Annotated in this window: 15 protein-coding genes; 10 read left to right on the top strand and 5 right to left on the bottom strand. The window is 39.6% G+C overall.

Annotated features, from left to right (window positions below):
• Nucleotides 1-11 precede the first annotated feature (11 nt).
• Entirely contained in the window at nt 12-1385 is a 1374-nt protein-coding gene (locus ACE1B6_RS07185; protein ID WP_413256568.1) for a cytochrome P450, read from the bottom strand.
• 388 nt (nt 1386-1773) lie between these two features.
• On the opposite strand from ACE1B6_RS07185, the gene ACE1B6_RS07190 reads away from it, so the two are divergent.
• The 7 genes from ACE1B6_RS07190 to ACE1B6_RS07220 all read left to right on the top strand — a co-directional run bounded on the left by ACE1B6_RS07190 (nt 1774) and on the right by ACE1B6_RS07220 (nt 12045).
• Nucleotides 1774-4866 carry a PAS domain S-box protein gene (locus ACE1B6_RS07190; RefSeq protein WP_413256569.1) on the top strand — a complete coding sequence of 1031 codons (3093 nt, stop codon included), beginning with the start codon at nt 1774-1776 and terminating at the stop codon, nt 4864-4866.
• A gap of 67 nt (nt 4867-4933) precedes the next feature.
• A complete protein-coding gene (locus tag ACE1B6_RS07195) occupies nt 4934-7333 on the top strand; it encodes a hypothetical protein (protein ID WP_413256570.1) in 2400 nt (799 codons plus the stop codon).
• A 158-nt stretch (nt 7334-7491) separates the two neighbouring features.
• Complete coding sequence (locus ACE1B6_RS07200; RefSeq protein ID WP_413256571.1) at nt 7492-8952, top strand: glycosyl hydrolase family 57; 1461 nt, start codon at nt 7492-7494, stop codon at nt 8950-8952.
• Between the two features lie 172 nt (nt 8953-9124).
• Nucleotides 9125-9646 (top strand): DUF1499 domain-containing protein, encoded by a 522-nt coding sequence (locus ACE1B6_RS07205; protein ID WP_413256572.1) that lies wholly within the window; start codon nt 9125-9127, stop codon nt 9644-9646.
• Nucleotides 9647-9719: 73 nt separating this feature from the next.
• A complete protein-coding gene (locus tag ACE1B6_RS07210; RefSeq protein ID WP_413256573.1) occupies nt 9720-11231 on the top strand; it encodes a hydroxysqualene dehydroxylase in 1512 nt (503 codons plus the stop codon).
• Between the two features lie 62 nt (nt 11232-11293).
• The gene (locus ACE1B6_RS07215) at nt 11294-11719 is read left to right on the top strand and encodes a DUF1824 family protein (RefSeq protein WP_413256574.1); all 426 of its coding nucleotides are present in this window, start codon (nt 11294-11296) and stop codon (nt 11717-11719) included.
• A 146-nt stretch (nt 11720-11865) separates the two neighbouring features.
• On the top strand, nt 11866-12045 hold the full coding sequence (locus tag ACE1B6_RS07220) for a DUF2949 domain-containing protein (protein ID WP_413256575.1): 180 nt from the start codon (nt 11866-11868) through the stop codon (nt 12043-12045).
• Between the two features lie 105 nt (nt 12046-12150).
• Here ACE1B6_RS07220 and shc read toward each other — a convergent pair whose 3' ends face one another.
• On the bottom strand, nt 12151-14067 hold the full coding sequence (gene shc, locus ACE1B6_RS07225; RefSeq protein ID WP_413256576.1) for a squalene--hopene cyclase: 1917 nt from the start codon (nt 14065-14067) through the stop codon (nt 12151-12153).
• A gap of 252 nt (nt 14068-14319) precedes the next feature.
• Between shc and ACE1B6_RS07230 the strand changes: the two genes are divergently transcribed.
• Entirely contained in the window at nt 14320-14592 is a 273-nt protein-coding gene (locus tag ACE1B6_RS07230) for a GlsB/YeaQ/YmgE family stress response membrane protein (RefSeq protein WP_413256577.1), read from the top strand.
• A 73-nt stretch (nt 14593-14665) separates the two neighbouring features.
• Here the strand turns inward: ACE1B6_RS07230 and ACE1B6_RS07235 are convergent, their stop codons facing one another.
• Nucleotides 14666-15109, bottom strand: a complete 444-nt coding sequence (locus ACE1B6_RS07235) for a retroviral-like aspartic protease family protein (protein WP_413256578.1) — start codon at nt 15107-15109, stop codon at nt 14666-14668.
• A 142-nt stretch (nt 15110-15251) separates the two neighbouring features.
• On the opposite strand from ACE1B6_RS07235, the gene ACE1B6_RS07240 reads away from it, so the two are divergent.
• Nucleotides 15252-16433: a glycosyltransferase gene (locus ACE1B6_RS07240; RefSeq protein WP_459562982.1), complete on the top strand. Its 1182-nt coding sequence runs from the start codon at nt 15252-15254 to the stop codon at nt 16431-16433.
• Between the two features lie 3 nt (nt 16434-16436).
• On the opposite strand, the gene ACE1B6_RS07245 is transcribed toward ACE1B6_RS07240, so the two are convergent.
• Nucleotides 16437-17780, bottom strand: a complete 1344-nt coding sequence (locus tag ACE1B6_RS07245) for an adenylate/guanylate cyclase domain-containing protein (protein ID WP_413256580.1) — start codon at nt 17778-17780, stop codon at nt 16437-16439.
• Between the two features lie 492 nt (nt 17781-18272).
• Here ACE1B6_RS07245 and ACE1B6_RS07250 point away from each other — a divergent pair, with 492 nt between their 5' ends.
• Nucleotides 18273-18518, top strand: a complete 246-nt coding sequence (locus ACE1B6_RS07250) for a hypothetical protein (protein ID WP_413256581.1) — start codon at nt 18273-18275, stop codon at nt 18516-18518.
• 25 nt (nt 18519-18543) lie between these two features.
• Here ACE1B6_RS07250 and ACE1B6_RS07255 read toward each other — a convergent pair whose 3' ends face one another.
• On the bottom strand, nt 18544-19641 hold the full coding sequence (locus ACE1B6_RS07255) for a protein kinase domain-containing protein (RefSeq protein WP_413256582.1): 1098 nt from the start codon (nt 19639-19641) through the stop codon (nt 18544-18546).
• Between the last annotated feature and the right edge of the window lie 24 nt (nt 19642-19665).

The following is a 19665-nucleotide window of genomic DNA, read 5'->3' on the forward strand; positions in this document are numbered from 1 at the left end:
ATTTACGAATGTTACTTAGTGGCGACAATTTTTACGCCTCCTACAGGTGCCATTGTGATGCCCCGACGTGCAGGTAGTACGGGGCGATTTTCGGCTAGTTTTAGTTCTGTGCGTTGCAAGATTGTGGCTAAAACTAATTTCATTTCAAACATGGCAAACGCCATGCCTATGCAGCGTCTATTTCCACCACCAAAGGGGAAAAATTCATAAGGGGAAAATTGCCGATCGAGAAAACGTTCTGGTTTAAATTGTTTAGATTGCGGGTATAAATCTTCTCGATGATGGACTAAATAAATGCAGGGTGATAGTAGAGTTCCCGGCTGAAATTCGTAGTCCATAATTCTAATTGGTGTTTGCACAATGCGAGTAAAAGTAAATAATACTACTGGGTAAATTCGCAGGGTTTCACAACAAACTGCATTGAAGTAAGGTAGTTTGGTAATTGCCATTAAGTCGGGATTTTCGCCCAGTGAATTTAACTCTTTGAGTAATTTTTCTTTGACTTCGGGTAGGCTATGAATCCAGTATAATGCCCAAGCTAAGGCTGTGGCTGTGGTTTCATGTCCGGCAAACAAAAGCGTCATTAATTCATCTCTTAATTCGGCTTCGCTCATTGGTTGTCCGGCTTCGTCTTTAGCTAACATCATTAACGTGAGAATGTCTTCGCCGGAGAAGTCGTTAGCAGCTTTTCGTTCCCGAATTTCGGCATTGAGTAATTCGTTAATTTGCTGTTTTTGGCGAAGAAATTTTCCCCAAGGACTCCAGTTACCTAAATCTTTTTGCAAGATTGGTAAAAGGATAAAACTAGATTTTAAAGGTGAACCAATTGTATCTATTAGTTCTCCCATTAGTTGCCGAAGTTGGTCGTAACGTTCTCCTTCATCTAGTCCAAAAATGGTGCGAAGAATTACTTTTAAGGAAATTTCTTGCATTGCTTGACGCGCTGAGAAAACTTCGCCAAGTTTCCATTGATTAATTACTTGTTCGGTAATTTGGCAAATAGTGTTACCATAAGCTTTCATTCTTTCGCCATGAAATGAAGGTAGCAAGAGTTTTCTTTGCTGTTGATGATAATTACCATCATGTAAGGTAAGAGAATGTTCACCTAGTAAGGGATGTAAAAACTGATTGCCTTTACCAGCATAAAATGTTTTCGAGTCGGCGGTAAAGATTTCTTGAATTGCTTGGGGGTTACTAATAACTACTTGGGTGGGAAATCCGGCAAATTTGACTGTATAAAAATCTCCGTACTCTTTGCTAGATTTTTCGAGGTATTTTAATGGCTGCAAAACGCCGCGTATTGTCTGAATCAATCGGGGAGTTTTGGGGCCATCAGGTAAGTTTTTAATTGGTTCTGTTTGGCGATTTTTTGATATTGTTACCATGTTAATTTCTCCTGTAGGTAAAGATCGATCGCTAATTACTTACTTAAGTTAATTTTCTTGTCTATCTCTCATCATAACTATAGGAAATTCAATGGTAAAGGGAAAAAGCGATCGACCTGATGAAAACTAGAATATTTCTGGAGTCAGAGGATTAGGAGAGGGAATTATTGCTAAGAAAGAAAGTACGAGGAGTGAATCAGGATAGTTTAACCAAAATCCCTCTTAAGATAATTACGTCTGTTAGTTTATTTGTGTTAGCATTACCAAGTTTAACTAAATTTAGCAATTAAATTGGTTAAGCTAAATCATTTTTGGGAGAAAGTTAAGGATTTAAAATAATAGAAAAAAGACCAAGAATTAGCAGTGTAACGGAATTAATTTAACATCTATGCTTTCATTATCAAGTTTAAGATCCAGTCTAGGTAGAAAAGGGTGGCTGGTAATAATTCTCAGTTTATTAGCTCTCATGCTAGCTCATGGTATGGCGCTAATTTATCGGATTCAGCCAGCTGTGTCTTTGTGGTTTCCGCCTTCGGGAATTGCGATCGCATTAACACTTTGGTTCGGCCCAATTGGGATAATTCTTACAGGAATTGCTTCGGTTTTAATGGCACCCTTTTGGGGTTTGACAGGTTGGGCGAGGTTAGTTGGGTTAACGGATATTTTAGAACCATTAATCGCATGGTTACTGTATCTAAAATTTGCCAAAGGTGAGTTATCATTCCGCCGACTTAGGGATGCTGCTACTTTCATTTTGAGTGCTCCTTTAGCTGCTTGTGCTACTTCGGCTGTAATTGGTAGTTTAACTTTGGTAGCTATAGACAAAATGCCTATGTCTAAACTGAGTACTAGTATTCCTAATTGGTGGTTAGGTAATGCTTTAGGAACGATCGCAATTGCTCCGACAATTTTGTTAGTTTTAACCCCAAGAATTCAACATTATTTTCAAAGATCGAAATCAGCAATTACTGATAGTATTGCCGAAATTTCCCCTTTTACTTGTCCATCTTATAGACGAGCCGAGATTGTAATTATCCTCATATTAAGTATATTTATTGCCAGTTTTACGGTTTCTTTAGCTAATCAAGGAGGATTTGGTTTTCAGCAGTTTTCTCTATTGAGTTTTGTGCCCATTATTTGGGCTGCGACTCGCTTTGGAGTTACTGGGGGAATGTTGACTACTACTTTTTGTGTTTTAGTTACTTTATTAGCTTATTTAATTCTCAATCCTTATGCGATTTCTTTGGCAGAATTTCCGGTTTCTCCTGAAGTTTTGCACATCCATAAATTAACGCTTTTAATTCAATGTGCGACTAGTTTATTAATTGGTTCTGCTAGTACAGAAAGAGCGACTACCCAGGTAGCTTTAGCTGTGGAACAGGTGCGGGCGGTGGAGTATAAAAGACAGGCGCAACTTTCCGAGCAATTAATTAAATTAAATGAAGATTTGCTGTTAGCTAATACCCAGTTAGAAGCGTCTCACGATCAACTTTATCAGCGGGAACAGGAATTCAAAGCATTAGTGGAAAATTCGCCGGATATTATTGCTAGGTTCGATCGCCAATTGCGTCACGTTTATGTGAATTCCGCCATTGAACAAATAACTGGAATATCTGCTCAAGATTATATTGGTAAAACTCATTTAGAATTAGATTTACCTGAAGCCAAATGTCATTTGTGGCAAAGTTGTATTCAAGAAGTATTTGAAAGTAAAGAAGAACAGGTAATTGAATTTGACATTTTGACAAACCAAGGGACTCTTTATTATCAATCTCGGTTAGTTCCTGAATTTGCGCCAGATGGTACAATTGTTTCGGTGTTAGCTGTGACTCGGAATATTACCAAGTTAAAGCGAACAGAAGCAGCTTTGCGACAAAGTGAATATAGATTAAGACGGTTAGTAGATTCTAATTTAATTGGGGTGTTATTTGCTAATTTTCGCGGTGAAATTATTGATGCTAATCAAGCTTTTTTAGAATTGGTGGGTTATTCGTTGGAAGATTTACGATCGGGTAAAATGAGTTGGGCAAAAATGACTCCTCCAGAATATCAGATTTTGGATCGAGAAGCGATCGCTCAAGTGAAAGCGACTGGAACTTGTAAACCCTTTGAAAAGGAATACTTGCATCAAAATGGTAGTCGCATTCCCATTTTACTAGGTGTGGCTAAATTGGAATCTACAGAAGATGAATGTGTTTGTTTTGTACTAAATTTAACCGAACGCAAACGAGTAGAAGCAGAAAGGGAAAGATTACTAGTTCAACAACAATGCCAAAAAGAACTTTTAGAAGTAATTTTACAGCAACTTCCCGCAGGTGTAATTCTCGCGGAAGCACCTTCAGGAAAGGTAGTTTTTGGTAATCAGCGAACTGAAGAAATGTTTGGACATTCTTTCTTTTACTCGGAAAATGTAGAAGAATATAGTGAATGGAAATTGTTGTATGCTGACGGTAGTCTCTACCCTGCTAGGGAAATGCCTTTAGCACGTTCTCTAATTACAGGCGAAGTAATTACCGGAGAAGAAATTACCCTGGAAAGAGGTGATGGAAGCAAGGGAATTATCTCGGTAAATTCTGCGCCAATTAAAGATAGAAATGGGGAAATTATTGCTGGAGTAACTGCATTTTATGATATTACCGATCGCAAACAAGCCGAACAAGAAAGAGAACAACTTTTAGAAGCCGAAAAATTAGCCCGAAATGTGGCAGAAACAGCCAATAGAATTAAGGATGAATTTTTAGCGGTATTGTCGCATGAATTGCGATCGCCCCTCAACCCCATTTTAGGTTGGGTAAGACTACTCAGAACTCGCCAATTTAATCAAGACACAATTGATAAAGCCTTAGAAACAATTGAACGCAACACCAGATTACAAACTCAACTAATTGATGATTTACTTGATGTTTCGCGGATTCTTCGTGGTAAACTAAGTTTAAATATTACCAAAGTCAACTTGCCAGCAACAATTGCAGCTGCCATTGACAACGTAAAATTATCCGCTGAAGCCAAATCTATAGAATTAAACTTAACAATTTTAGATTCGCTATTGGGGGATAATGAACCTATTCTGGTTAAAGGAGATCCCAACCGCTTGCAACAAGTTTTTTGGAACTTATTGTCCAACGCGATCAAGTTTACCCCAGAAAAAGGTAAAGTAGAAATTAGCTTATCCCTACTCAATGAAATTCGCCAACCATCCTCACCGAAAACCTACGCCCAAATTCAAATTACTGACACCGGAATTGGCATTTCTCCAGACTTCCTCCCTTATGTTTTTGAACATTTCCGCCAAGCAGATGCCTCAATTACCAGAAGACATGGAGGATTAGGAGTTGGATTATCGATTGTGCGAAAATTAGTAGAAATGCACGGAGGAACTATTCAAGCAACTAGCGCAGGTAAAAATATGGGAGCAACATTTATAGTAAAATTACCACTATTAGAAAGTCCCTCAGTAACTCTTCCCGAAGCAGCGGAATAAACAAATCATTAGAAATTTGGACGATTCGATCGAAAATTTAGAAGGAATTATTTAGGAATAAATGAGTATGGAAACTCAAGCCTTTCAACAACTACACGAAGATGTGGTAATTTATGCTGATTACTATACAAACGAACCGCAAATCCTTGCCGCTGGTTATGGTTTTGAGGGGATAATTGGTATTCCTGGGTTGTTAACTGAAAGTCAAATTGGTTTAGCTGTTCAGGCAGGTGCGGGAATTGTTAGTGCTAATCTGAATCAAAACCCAGCGGTTCCGCTGCGAAACATTACTTCTGCTGCTAGTGTGATTGGGGTAACTGCTGCGGGATATGGCAATGTGACTGATACTTTTCTTGATGCCATGCCGATCGAATTCAGTCATCCCCTACTACCCAGCACTGTCGATCCTACAGATATCCAGATTACCCTAAATACCGGAGAAGTTGTTCAACCTCTTTACGCCGCCCTTAATCCCAACTATGATTTTAACGAACGTCAAACAATGGTGGTGTTTGGCTATTTTGGCAATCGTCTCACGCCAGGAACGAACGGCGCAGTTTATCCAGTTTTGGTGGAAGTTGTTGCCGATCGAACTCCTTTAACCGTTGTCACTGCGAACGGATTACAATCAGCTGTAGGCTTGCAGCAAACTAGCAGTAATCCTTTTGTCAGTGGGCCACAATTAATCGGTGCTAAACTAAGTCAACTCTCACTGGCAGGAGATTATGCGCCCAGTAGTTTCAATGCTAATCTGCCAAATCATGGTTATGCCTATTACGCAAGTGCGATCGATCGATCCCTCTATCGCTTGCGACTCTTCACATCCGGGGGCTTTTCTCCCGATGGAGTTTCCGGTTTTGAGCCAGGAGACTTTGAGCGATACTTTATTTTGCATGGCATTGATAGCCAAGGTCAAGCCTTTTCAATTACTGAAGATCAAACCACTTATACCACCAGTGATGGAGTCATTCAAGTCTTAGGGATAGCGGAACTCGGTTCTGGCTTAGGTTCTGGCCCTTATTACACCGAAGATCACGACAATCAGTTTGACATTATTTTAGCCGGAGATGAGGCGGCGATTAGCAAGATCGCAACCGTAGAAATTCCCGATTATACAACTACAAACTATAGCCCTATTTACAATCCCGGTGGTCCGGGAGACTCTCCAGTTGAGGGTTTTACCTACACCCAGCCAGCCGCACCTCAGATTTTTCCCGTTTTTAACAGTTTGGACAATCCCAGAGTAGTCAGCTATGCCTCACAGAATCTCGCTGATTATATAGTAGATACTAACTTACCCGTTGCTTTCCGGCTCCAAGACCCCCGCACGGGTAGCCATTTCTGGACAGCCTCTTCCATAGAAGCCAATGATTTAGTAACCGCAGGTTGGAAATTCCAATCTGTTCCCTTTGCTGTAAATCCCCAAGATAGTTTTACTAGTAATATTTATCGCCTCTATAATTCCACGACGGGAGATCATTTACTCACAGCTTCGGAAGAAGAGAGAACAACCGCTATAACTCAAGGTTACATCGATCAAGGAATTGCTTTTACTGCTTATACTACAACTTCTCCGGGTTTAGAAGCAGTTTATCGACTTTTTTCGCCTTTAGGGACCGATCGATTATATACAACTTCCGAACAGGAAAGATTTCGTTGGGAAAAGTTAGGTTATCAGTTCGAGGGAGTTGCTTTCTGGGCACCTTCATTTCCCAGCGATTCTACCATCACGCCTGTAGTTGACTATCAGCAGTTTCTCAGATATCAAAATCCAGCCGCCTCTACTCCCACCGATTCGATTAATGGCTTACCTTTAGCTCAACTCTTTGATGAAAATTACTATCTCAGCCAAATGCCTGATGTTGCTAACGCTGTTGGCAATGGTGATTTTTTGTCTGGCTATCAGCACTTTATCACCTTTGGCTGGAATGAGGGGCGGAATCCTAGCATTTTGTTTGATGAAAACTACTATCGAGCCAGTTATTCTGATGTTGATTTAGCGATCGCAAACAAAACTATCTCCAGCGGACTAGCTCACTTTTTGAACTTTGGTCATCAAGAGCAGCGTAACCCCAGTGAGGCATTTAGTCAATCAGATTATTTGACAAATAACCCTGACGTTGCTGCTGCGGTAAACAATGGCAACTTACAAAGTGCTTTCCAACATTACATCACCTTTGGCGCAGATGAAGGACGTTTGCCCGATCTATTTCTGTACAACGAAGCCTATTATTTGCAGCATAATTCAGATGTTGCCAATGCAGTAGCCAGTGATATCTTTGCTGATGGCTACGAGCACTTTGTACGTTTTGGACAAACTGAAAAGCGAGATCCAAGTTTCCTTTATAACGAGACAATGTATCTAAGCTTGAACTCTGATGTAGCAAATGCCGTTACCAATGGAACCTTCAAAAGTGGCTTCCAGCACTACGAATTATTTGGTCGTTTTGAGGAAAGATTAATATGAGTGTTGGCTGTTTATACTAAATCCCGGTTAGGAGTAGGAGTAGGGTGCGTCAGACGGTAAAGCCTAATATAGAAAGGAAAATGTCTAAATCTGACGCACCCTACAATATGACTTTTAAATGCGTAACAGCTTACTGATTAATTACTGAGAAATTACTCATGCAAAACTTACCAGAAAACATCAACGGAATCCCTAACATTTCCGGTTCAGAAAGCCAACTTTTCGCCGTAAACCAACAAAATAAACCAGTATTCTTACCCAAAAGTAACATTAACATATCCCAAGTAAAAGCCGCCTTTGCCATAGCCTTACACATGCACCAACCCACCATTCCCGCAGGGCAAAATGGCGAATTAATTAGCAACTTACAATATATGTTTGAACACCCCAACGAAGGAGATAACCACAACGCCACCCCCTTCGCCAACTGTTACAAACGCATGGCAGATTTCATCCCCGAATTAGTTGCTAATGGCTGCAATCCTCGGATCATGTTAGATTATTCGGGCAACCTTTTATGGGGCTTGCGGCAAATTTGGGGAGGAGAGATTTTAGAGAGTCTTAAAAGAATTGCGATCGATCCTAACTACCAACCTTATGTAGAATGGTTAGGAACAATGTGGAGTCATTCAGTAGTTCCTTCCACGCCCATTCCAGATATTAAATTACATATCCAAGCTTGGCAACATCATTTTGCGGCAATATTTGGTTGGGAAGCTTTAGCCAGAGTCAAAGGTTTTTCCCCACCAGAAATGCACTTACCAAATCATCCCGACACCTTATTTGAATTTGTCAAAGCTTTAAAAGAATGCGGCTATCGTTGGTTATTAGTGCAAGAACATTCCGTCGAAACTCTTGAAGGGAAACCTTTAGAAAATCGACATTTACCCCATCGTTTAGTCGCCCGAAATTCCCAAGGCGAAGAAATCAGCATTACCGCTTTAATTAAAACCCAAGGTTCGGATACCAAATTAGTCGGACAAATGCAACCTTATTATGAAGCAAAAACCCTTTCTCGACAAACATTAGGCGGTGTCGAAATTCCGCCAATCGTAAGTCAAATTGGTGATGGGGAAAATGGCGGAGTGATGATGAATGAATTTCCCAGTGCTTTCTTCCGCGCTTGTTATGAAATTAAGGATAATGGCGGGGGAACTTCGGGAGTTGTGGCGATGAATGGCACAGAATATTTAGAATTAATTGAAGAAGCTGGTTGTCATCCTGATAGTTATTCCACTTGTCAACCGATTAATCAACATTTGATTTGGCAAAAGGTTTCACCCGAAAATTGTACTCCTGAAGCGGTGATTAAAGCAATTCAAGAGTTGAAAGAAACTAATCATAATTTTCATGTAGATGGCGCTTCTTGGACAAATCATATTAGTTGGGTGAAAGGTTACGAAAATGTTTTGTCTCCGATGAATCAATTGAGTGTTTTATTTCATCAAAAAGTTGATTCTTTACCGGAAAATGTAACTCAAGAAGCCGATTATCGGGAAGCTTTAATGTATAATATGTTGTTGCAAACCAGTTGTTTTCGCTATTGGGGACAAGGAATGTGGACTGATTTTGCCAAGGAAATTTTTCATCGCGGAGAAGTAGCTGTAAATAAATTGTAATCCAGGTTCTTTGTAGGCACTTCAGTGCGATTCTTGAGAAAAAGAACGACTGAAGTCGCTACTACGAACGAATAGAAACTTGATGATTTATGGAGTTCATTGGGATTTTTGTATGGTTTTTTGGCGGGGAATGTGAGATAATCTAATGGTTGCATCCAGGTTATTGTAGTTTATGGTTGACAGCCAAGTAGAAAAGCGATCGCCTCTACACCGTTTAATTATCAGCTTGTTATCTCTCCTAATTGCTACTATCCTTTTACTGGGAATAAATATAGTTTCTCCCGGAGGAATGACAATGTTTGCAGGGAAAAGACCTACTAATCTTGGTGTCAACGATGGTAAATTAGCACCTTGTCCAAATTCGCCTAATTGTGTTAGTAGCCAAAGTGCAGATACAGAGCACAAAATTGAGCCATTAACTTATAATACCTCGGCTGCGGAAGCGATCGCGGATTTAAAAAAAGTGATTCAATCCCAAGAAAGAGCTACAATTATTTCCGAATCTCCTAACTACATCTATGCTGAATTTAAAAGTAAGTTAATGGGATTTGTCGATGATGTAGAATTTTACTTGGACGAAGCAGCGAAAGTAATTCAAGTGCGTTCGGCTTCCCGATTAGGACAATCGGATTTAGGCGTGAATCGGAAGAGAATTGAAACAATTAGAGCCGCATTTGATACATTGAAAAGCTAAGAAGATTAGGGTGGGATTTTCCCACCTTAGCTTAAAAGGAGATTTGCGATCGCAAGCCAAGCAAGGTTAAATAATGACAACAGAACCCCACAATAAAAAAATAGTAGTTATTGGTGCAGGTTGGGCAGGATTAGGAGCAACTTATCACCTAGCAAAACAAGGATATGATGTCACATTATTAGAAGCTGGAGCTTATCCCGGTGGTTTAGTTGCAGGTTGGAAAACCCCTGGCGGGCGTTCCGTAGAAGCCGGAATTCACGGCTTTTGGTATCCTTATAAAAATATCTTTTCTCTAATTAACGAACTAGAAATAAATCCCTTCACAAATTGGACTCGTTCTTCTCAATATTCCCCCGCCGGATTAGAAGTAGAATCTCCCATTTTTCAGAAGCAACCGTTACTTCCCACACCTTTAGGAACATTTATTTATACTCAATTTAAACGCCTACCTTTAATTGATAGACTTTCCGCCCTACCCTTACTTTATACCTTAATAGACTTTGATAATTCAGACTCAGCTTGGCGACGGTATGACAAAGTAACCGCCAGAGAACTTTTCAAACAATTTGGGGTTTCCGCCAGACTCTACAAAGACTCCTTTGAACCAATGTTATTAGTCGGATTATTCGCCCCAGGTGAACAATGTTCCGCCGCTGCTGCTTTGGGAATGTTGTATTATTTCATCTTGGCGCATCAACCGAACTTTGATGTTGTTTGGTGTCGGGGAACGGTGGGAGAAAAAATCTTTCGTCCTTGGGTAGAACAAATCGAAAAAATTGGCGGAAAAGTCTTAACTAACCGCCGAGTCAGTGATTTAATCGTTGATAATAAAAATCGCGCCACTGGCGTTGTTTGTGGTGAAGAAATCTTTGATGCAGATGCGGTAATTTTTGCTGTGGGAATCAGCGGAATGCAGAAAATTCTCAGCGGAAGTCCGACTTTACAAAAGCGTCAAGAATTCCGCAATCTTAACAACTTATCAGCAGTTGATGTTTTAGCAACCCGCCTGTGGTTTGACAGAAAAATTGATATTCCTCTACCTTCCAATGCTTGCTTTGGATTTGACAATACTACAGGTTGGACATTTTTTGATTTAAATGCGATTCATGATGAATACCGCGACGAACCCGGAACAGTTATCGAAGCAGATTTTTATCACGCCAACCAGTTTTTACCCTTAAGCAACGAGGAAATTGTTCCGATTGTGCAGCAATATTTAGCTAGTTGTGTTCCCGGATTTCGGGAAGCGAAAGTAATTGATAGCAGCGTGATTCGTTTATCCAAAGCTGTGACTCATTTTTTCCCAGGTAGCTATCAATATATGTTGCCAGCAAAGACAAGTTTCGCTAATGTATTTATGAGTGGTGATTGGATTGTTAGCCGTCACGGTTCATGGTCGCAGGAAAAAGCTTATGTTACTGGTTTGGAAGCTGCAAATTTGGTAATTGAACAATTTAAACTAGGAAGTAAAGCCGAAATTCTCCCCATTGAACCCGATGAACCGCACATTCAATTAGCAAAAACCTTTAACCAGTGGACAAGAGATTTAGCTAAATCTCTCCTACCCAACTTTTGGCTACCGTAATCCATCTGCGTTCATCTGCGGTTTAATTTTTTAAATCTCTTTGGGCCTTCTTAAAAAAATCTATGAATCAACAAAACCCGACGAACTTAACTGTAGAACAAGCGGAAAAAATTCTTAAGGAATATAGTTGTACAGATATCAAGCCTGTAGAATCTGAGTCAGAAAAAGTGTTCCTGCGTCAGGCGTTGAAAGTAATTACTGATTTGGCGGATTATGTGAACTTTGGCATTTGCGCTGAGTCTACGGAAGAGGGTTTTCAGGCTTTACAAAAATACTTAAATGGTTTGGGTTATAATGTTTCTTTAGATACTCAAAAAACTCCAGAAATTCCTGGGTCGGTGTACATAAAATTTAACACCAATAAACAGAGTTATTACTTAGATTCTTACACTGGAAATTATCGTGGAGTCCTTGTATCATGCCAGTCTTCGGCGCGAGAAGACATCAGTGGCACTTATGGTCATCTCCCTTTAGATTTATTTGATTAGTGAGTATAATTCGATCGTTAAGTTAGTGTGATCAATATCACGACAAAATTAGAGTTGAATCACGCAAATCCCCCTTTTTCTCAAGCATATTATTTATATCTTGGGTTATGGGAGTAACTTTGCCACCCAAGGCGAGGTGAGCTATCATGCAAGCAAAAATGATTAAATTCTTAACAGACGAATTGGCGATTCCTTCTTCTTCTATTGAGTTTGCTTTACGGCACAATGAAGGAACACCTGGTTTCTTACACATGATTCTTTGGCAATATGGACTAGTGACATTACCACAGTTAGACCAAATTTTTGATTGGTTAGAAACAGCATAGGAATCACAATTAAGTATGTTTAAGCTGAAAAACAGCAGAGAAGCCAAGGAAACGATTTATTTACCCGAAATCGCTAACTCCTTAAGCCCCTCTGCTGTTAACGTTTTAAAGGCTTAACGCATGATATCGACCCAAGGCTGTGAGTGGAAAGTGTTGTTGATAGAGGTGGTACTTAATATAGAAGTGGCAAGGAAAGCCGGTACCAGTGAAGTAATCCTCGTCCCAAGTTCCATCTGATTGTTGAGTCGCCAAAAGATAGTTTACTCCCCTATCGATGGCGGCTTTGGCAAATTTGCCTGTCGCTTCACCTGCGGCGATTAATCCAATTAAAGCCCAAGCTGTTTGAGAGGCAGTACTGTCTCCTTTTCCTTTCAAGCTGGGGTCGTTGTAGCTAAAGCAAGTTTCGCCCCATCCACCATCAGGATTTTGACAATTGACTAACCAAGCGGCACCTTTCTCGATGTGATGGCGATGGGTTTTTGGCGCAACTAAGGATAATGCTGCTAATACGCCACTGGTGCCATAAATGTAATTTACTCCCCAACGACCGTACCAACAACCTTCGGTTTCTTGTTCTTTTTGGAGATATTCTAAGGCGCGATTCATGTTGTAATCGTCGAGGGAAATTTGGCAATTTCCTAACATTTCTAAAACTCTAGCGGTGACATCTGCGGTGTTGGGGTCAATCATCGCTTTTAAGTCGCCGTAGGGAATTGCATTTAACCAATCGGCATTATTATTTAAGTCAAATGCCGCCCATCCTCCGTCTTGACATTGCATGGATGCAATCCAATCTACGGCGCGATTTATTGCTGCTTGTTTTAGTTTTTCGTTGGGTAGTTTGACTTGATTTAATGCCATAACTACCACTGCGGAATCATCTACATCGGGATAGAAATTATTGACAAATTCAAATGCCCAAGCGCCTGGTTTTCCTTGTTTATTTTTAACTGCCCAGTCGCCATATTCAAGGATTTGTTTTTCGATTAACCATTCTCCGGCGCGAACTAGGGCGGGGTGATTTGGGGCGATTCCTGAGTCTACTAAACTTCGCATGACTAATCCAGTATCCCAAACGGGAGAAATGCAAGCTTGGACTCGATAAGTTTCTTCGCTTTCAAGGGAAAAGTTATCTAATGCTTGCAATCCTCTTTCTACAATTGGGTCGGCTACATCGTAATCTAAAGTTCTTAATGCTAGGAGGGAATTTAACATTGCGGGAATAATTCCGCCCCAATCTCCGGTAGCTTCTTGGCGTTCTAATACCCATTTTTCGGCGGCTTTAATTCCTTCTTCGCGGAAAGGAACTATGTTGAGTTTTTCGGCAAGTTTGAAGGCGTTATCGAGGTGAAGAAAGATGTCACTCCAATCGTTGTTTTTGGGTAGTTCAAATTTTACATTATGCACGCCTTCGGTGTAAAGTTCGTCTAAATTAATGGCGGGGTTGGTGATGAAAACTGGTTTGCGATCGAATACAATTAATAGAGGTACTGTGCTACTTCTCGCCCAACTAGACATTTCATAAATATTGACGGGGAAAAACTCTGGTAAAAACATTACCCAAGGTGGGATGGAAGGAAGACCTCGCCAGTCGTAGCAGCCTATTAATGCTAGGTGAAGTTTGGTAAAAATCCTGGCTTTGCTAATACCACCTTTGGCTAAAATGAATTCTCGTGCTTTAATCATGGCGGGGTCATTTTCGGCTACTCCGAGTAATTTCAATGCCATGTAAGCTTCAATTGTGGTGCTTAGTTCGCCCCCGTCGCCGTAAAATAATTCCCAGCCACCATGCTGGCGCTGTTCTTTTCGCAAGTAAGCTTCTACTTTATGTAATGGTCTACTGCTGTCTGTTCCCCAAATTTTGTGCAGTAAGACCGCTTCTGAGGTAATTGTGACATTGGATTGTAATTCTGCCCACCAATAGCCATCGGGATATTGAATGGAAAGTAGGTAGTCCTGAGAAGCTTTAATTGCGGCTTCTAGACTCTTGCGGGATACTGTTGTTTTGTCTTGAGTTTGCATAATTTACCGTTCACCCTAGATCGCATCTGCCTTGTTGCAGCATAAAGAATTATCCTTGATTTGTTGCGTTTTATAACAGAGTTGGCTGGGAAATGGCAACAGTATTCGCAGTCAAAGAGATTTTTTGCAGATTTTGTTGGTAGATATTTAGAAGTTCTCTCTACTTGCTTATTTCCTTGGGGTGATGGTGAACTGATGAGTATTTGTTAATCTAAAAACATGAAATAAAAAAGTTAAAAAGGAGCGTTAAACATGAATATTTTAGCTTGGATTATTTTAGGTTTGTTGGCTGGTGCGATCGCAAAAGCTATTTATCCTGGATCTCAAGGTGGTGGCATTCTTGGTACAATTCTTCTGGGTATTATTGGTGCTTTTCTGGGTGGAACTTTAGCTACTCTCTTGCAAACAGGAACTCTACAACTTACGGCTGCTTCTCTGAGTCTCCCTGGCGTTTTTCTCGCAGTTTTAGGCGCTATTATTGCGATTTGGATTTGGAATTACTTCAATCGTCGTGCTTATCACTAAACTGCATCTTTCTCCTGCTTGAATTATATCTAAGTGTTCCTCTAATATTGAGGGGCGCTTTTATTTTAGTTTTTTACAAAATTGTCAAGTAAGTATCTGCTGATTCTGAGGGTAAAACTTTTAATGTTTGGTTGCGTAAATCAGGTTCTAAACCAAGGGCTTCTAAGGGAATTACTCCAATTAAAGCATCTCTACCACCTGGTAATTCTAAACATTCAAAAGTACCTTCACGTCCACAAAGGGATATTTTAGCATCTTGAAATATTCTGGCTTTACTAAGTCCAGTTGCGGTGGCAACATCTACTTCTTTTAATAATTCTAGTCCGAGTTGTGCGATCGCTTCTGATGGCAAGCATAATGTAGTTGCACCCGTATCTACCAAAACGTTATTTAGCGTAATAGAACGTATTTGATCGGCTAAAATAAATCCTCTAGCAGCAGCAGACTGATCGGCACGGTTGATAATGGTGAGTGTAACTAAAACTTTACCCATTGATTTGTCGGAACTTGTGTACATTTCGATTTATCCTCTGACTTACTTTATCTTAAATTAAGACAACTTTTCTCTGGATAGCAGCGAGTAAAAGGAAATTTCTTAATTAATCCAACACAAAATGTTGTATCCTGCTTTCTGATGTTTATTATTTTAGCTTATGCCGATCGCTAATTTTGTATTACTCCTGTCTTTTCTTTCTTTAACAATTTGGGTTATACTTCTTGCTTTTCGCGGTCAGTTTTGGCGTTGCAATCAACTGTTACCTGTTCTCTCTCCAGAGTCACCGCTATTAAAAGACTATCCGGCAATTTGTGCTGTAATTCCGGCACGGAATGAGGCGGAGGTGATTGCTTTTAGTTTGCGATCGCTTTTTCAACAATCCTATCCCGGTTCTTTTACCATTGTATTAGTTGATGATAATAGCACCGATAATACAGCGACAATTGCCCAAGAACTTGCTCAAGAATTAAACAAAACTGAGCAATTACATATTGTTTCTGGCGCAGCTTTACCTATTGGTTGGAGTGGCAAACTTTGGGCGATGGAACAAGGGATTCGTTACGCGGAAACTCTCAATCAATTACCTGATTATTTTCTCTTAACTGATGCGGATATTCAACATCATTCTACAAATCTTTACGAATTAGTTACTAAAGCCAAACAGGAGAAATTAGATTTAGTTTCTTTAATGGTTTTGCTGCGTTGCGAAAGTTTTTGGGAAAAGTTGTTAATTCCGGCTTTTGTGTTTTTCTTTCAGAAACTTTATCCTTTTCCTTTGGTAAATAATCCGAATAAATCGATCGCTGCTGCTGCGGGAGGTTGTATTTTAATTAAGCGGGAAACTTTAACTCAAATTGGTGGAATTGAAAGAGTTAAACAAGCGTTAATTGATGATTGTGCTTTAGCGGCTGCTGTGAAAAATCCGGGTAAAATTTGGTTGGGTTTAACTGAATCTACTTGCAGTTTACGCCCTTATCCAAGTTTAGAAAGTATTTGGGATATGGTAGCGAGAACGGCATATACTCAACTGAATTATTCGCCGTTTTTATTGTTGGGAACTGTGCTGGGGATGACTTTAGTTTATTTGGTGCCACCATTGGCTGTAATTGGTGGATTGTTGACGGGGAATTTAGCGATCGCACTCCCTGGATTAATCACTTGGTTGTTGATGGCGATCGCCTATTTTCCAACAATTAAATTATACAATTGTTCCCCAATTTTCGCTTTTTGTTTACCAGTAATTGCCTTGCTTTACAACTTAATGACAATTGACTCAGCTTGGCGACATTGGCGGGGAAAAGGTGGTGCTTGGAAAGGGAGAGTTTACCCCAGCGTTAACAGTTAATTTTTAATTCTGCAAAATCGCTGTTTGGGAAATTTTGCTTTTTAGTAAATAAGTTTTCATATCACCTCGACCTTTAACATGAATAATTCCTCGTTCGACAAAGATGTAGTGATCTTTGAGTAATTCATAAGTTTCACTGGTAACTTGAATGCTGCCTGGTATGCCGTGAGATTCCATGCGACTGGCAAGATTTACTGTGTCTCCCCATAAATCATAAATGAACTTTTTCAAACCAATTACTCCGGCAACTACTGGGCCAATATTAATGCCAATTCTAATTTGAAAGTTTTGATTGTTTTCTATATTAAATTTGGCTAATTCTTGTTGCATATCTAAAGCCATATCTGCGATCGCAATTGCATGATCTTGGCGAGGCATTGGTAGTCCAGAAACGACCATGTAAGCATCACCAATGGTTTTAATTTTTTCCAAATCATGCTTTTCAGCTAATTGGTCAAACAGTGAGAAAATTTTATTGAGTAGTTCCACCATTTCGGTTGGAGGAATCTTAGTTGATAACTCCGTAAAACCGACAATATCAGCGAATAAAACCGAAGCTTCGCTAAAATGTTCGGCTAAAGTTCCCCTAGTTTTTTTCAGGCGATGTGCGATCGCTTGAGGTAAAATATTCAGCAATAAACGTTCCGATTGTTCTTGTTCAATTGCTAATTCCTGATAAGCTAGTTCCATTTGCCGACGAGATCTAAACTCGGAACGCTGCAAACGTTCGTATAAATAAACCGACAAATCGCAAACGAAACAAACCCAAAACATATACAAAGCTAACAAGGATGTAGTCATCCAAGGTGCTGGCATTGTCGCAGCTTTACCTAATAATAACTGACTGCCAATATAGTAAGCCAAAACTCCGAGTTGTGTTGTTAAGTGTAGCTGCCAACGCACAGGAATTAAGGTTGCCATGCCAAAAAAGGCTAATGACCATCCTAAAATATCCGCTTCGATTGTACTAGCAAAAATTGTCTTAATTAGCGGGGGAATTACGGTAACAGACCAAGCAAAAGCGAGAAAAATTATGCTGGGATAACGCCGACCAAATTTAGTTTTTAGTAAGATTAAACAAGTTAACAAACTTAATTCTTCGGTGATATAAATCACTAGAACTAAAAATTGGAAAAATTCTGGCTCGAAGAAAAAATTTCTAATTTCCAAGGCGATAAAAGTCAGCAGTCCGATTAAAGCAAGTCGTAAATTTAATTGCAACCGCTTACGGAGAAACTCCCGTCGCCATCTTTGATAATCAGCTGCTTCCACCTGAGTCTGTGCTTGGTGTCCTAGCAGATTTTGGATTAGAGAAACCAATTGATTCGGACTTAATAATTGTCGCATCCTAATTGCTAAACCCAAGTTGAAGCTAAATTAAGACTATGATATGCGATGAGTTAAGAGTAGGGGCGTTCGCGTAGGGTGCCGTAGGCATTAGCATTCGGACAGAAAATCTAGGGTTTAAGTCATAAATTGTCGCCCGTTCTGCGAAGCAGTTCCCGAAGGGTATGCTTTGCCCCTACAGAGTCAAATTTGCTTAACCGAGCAGTATTGGCTAGTATTTTCTTTAGAGTTAACGGAGCGATCGGGTAAATATCTGGCTGGAGTGTGACAGATGGCAAATTGTCTACTTCGCGGTGCGATCGTTCAAATAAGCAAAAAACAATTATTCTTTACTCTTGAGCACTACAATTGCTGCTATTTCGGGAAAGTAAAACCCAACACAAAGCAAACTTACTCTTCAGTCACATCAAAGAGTGACACATGATACCAGAAAAAAGCTAAGGAAATTTTTTATTTTAAATTAAGGACGAGCAAAAAAGAGAGCAATCACAAATGCAGAAAGATGTTAACTTACCAATGGCAGCTGTAGTCAACGATATAGAAGCTTTGATTACCGAAATAGATAAAAATCCTCAGATCTCCTCTTGGGTGATTAGATTAGTATTGAAAACAATTAAAGAGAAAGCACGCAAAATGGCCTTAGATAACCAAGCTAATGTCACTGATTTCAATCAAATACCTCACTTTGAAGTTTTGACTAATTCATCAACAATCACTCAGCAAAAATCACCAGCTTAAGATAAACTTTATCTTAATTAATCCATTAAGAACCAGGTTGATTTTTGCGAGTTTTAGGATCAAATTGAGACTTGACTTCATCTAATTCAATATCAATCTGGCTTTTTGATGTTCCCGTTCCTAAAAATTGCGATCGTAGTTCTTCCAATTCTTTATCAACTTGACTATTCGCAGCTTTATTTTTTGTCTGAGTTGGAGGTGTAGGTAAGGGATTTTTTACTGGAGGTTGGCTGGGTGTTACTGAAGTTGGTGAATTTAAATCTTTCAGAACTTCGGCGGCAGATTGATAACGTTTATTGATAGCATTTTCTAGCATTTTATCTAAAATCGTAGAGAGTGAATTGCTCACAGGATGTTGTAAAAATTCCCGCCAAATCCAGGTATCTTCTTCCAAATTATAAAGGTCAAAAGGTGACATTTTTGTTAATAAATGAATGCAAGTGACACCTAAACTATAAATATCACTAGAAAAAAGTGCTTTCCCACGGGACTGTTCTGGTGCTACATATTCCGGGCTACCAATACTAGTCCCGGTTTTTTGTAAAGCAGTACCAGCAGTAGTTTTTGCTGCACCAAAATCCACTAAAAATAACTTATTATCGCTGTTTTTCCTAATAATATTATCAGGCTTAATATCCCGATGCATTACTTGGCGACTATGGACAAATTGCAGTATTGCTAATAAATCATTTAACAATTGGCGAATTTGCGTTTCATTAAAAACACCTTTTTGGTTTAATTCTTGGGATAAAGTTTGCCCATCAATGAATTCTTGAATTAAATATTGCTGATTATCTTGGGTGAAATAAGCTAATAACTCTGGAATTTGAGAATGTTTACCTAATTCATCCAATTGTATTGCTTCTTGATTAAATAATTCGGCGGCTTTTTGGGCGCTACTTGCGCTTTGGACTAAGGGAAAAAATTGTTTAATTACGCAGCGAGGTTTAGATGGTTTATCTTCATCTATTGCTAAAAAGGTTCTGCCAAAACCTCCTTGACCAATAGGTTTTATCGCCCGATAACGTTCTCTTAGTAAAAGCTTGGAACCACAGGTAACACAAAAGTTTGTTGTTGTGGAATTTTGCGGATTTGGGCAACTAGGATTCAGACAGTAACTCATAATATTTGGTCAGTTAATTAAGGA

The sequence above is a fragment of the Floridaenema fluviatile BLCC-F154 genome, assembly GCF_041929135.1.
GTDB classification, from domain to species: domain Bacteria; phylum Cyanobacteriota; class Cyanobacteriia; order Cyanobacteriales; family Aerosakkonemataceae; genus Floridanema; species Floridanema fluviatile.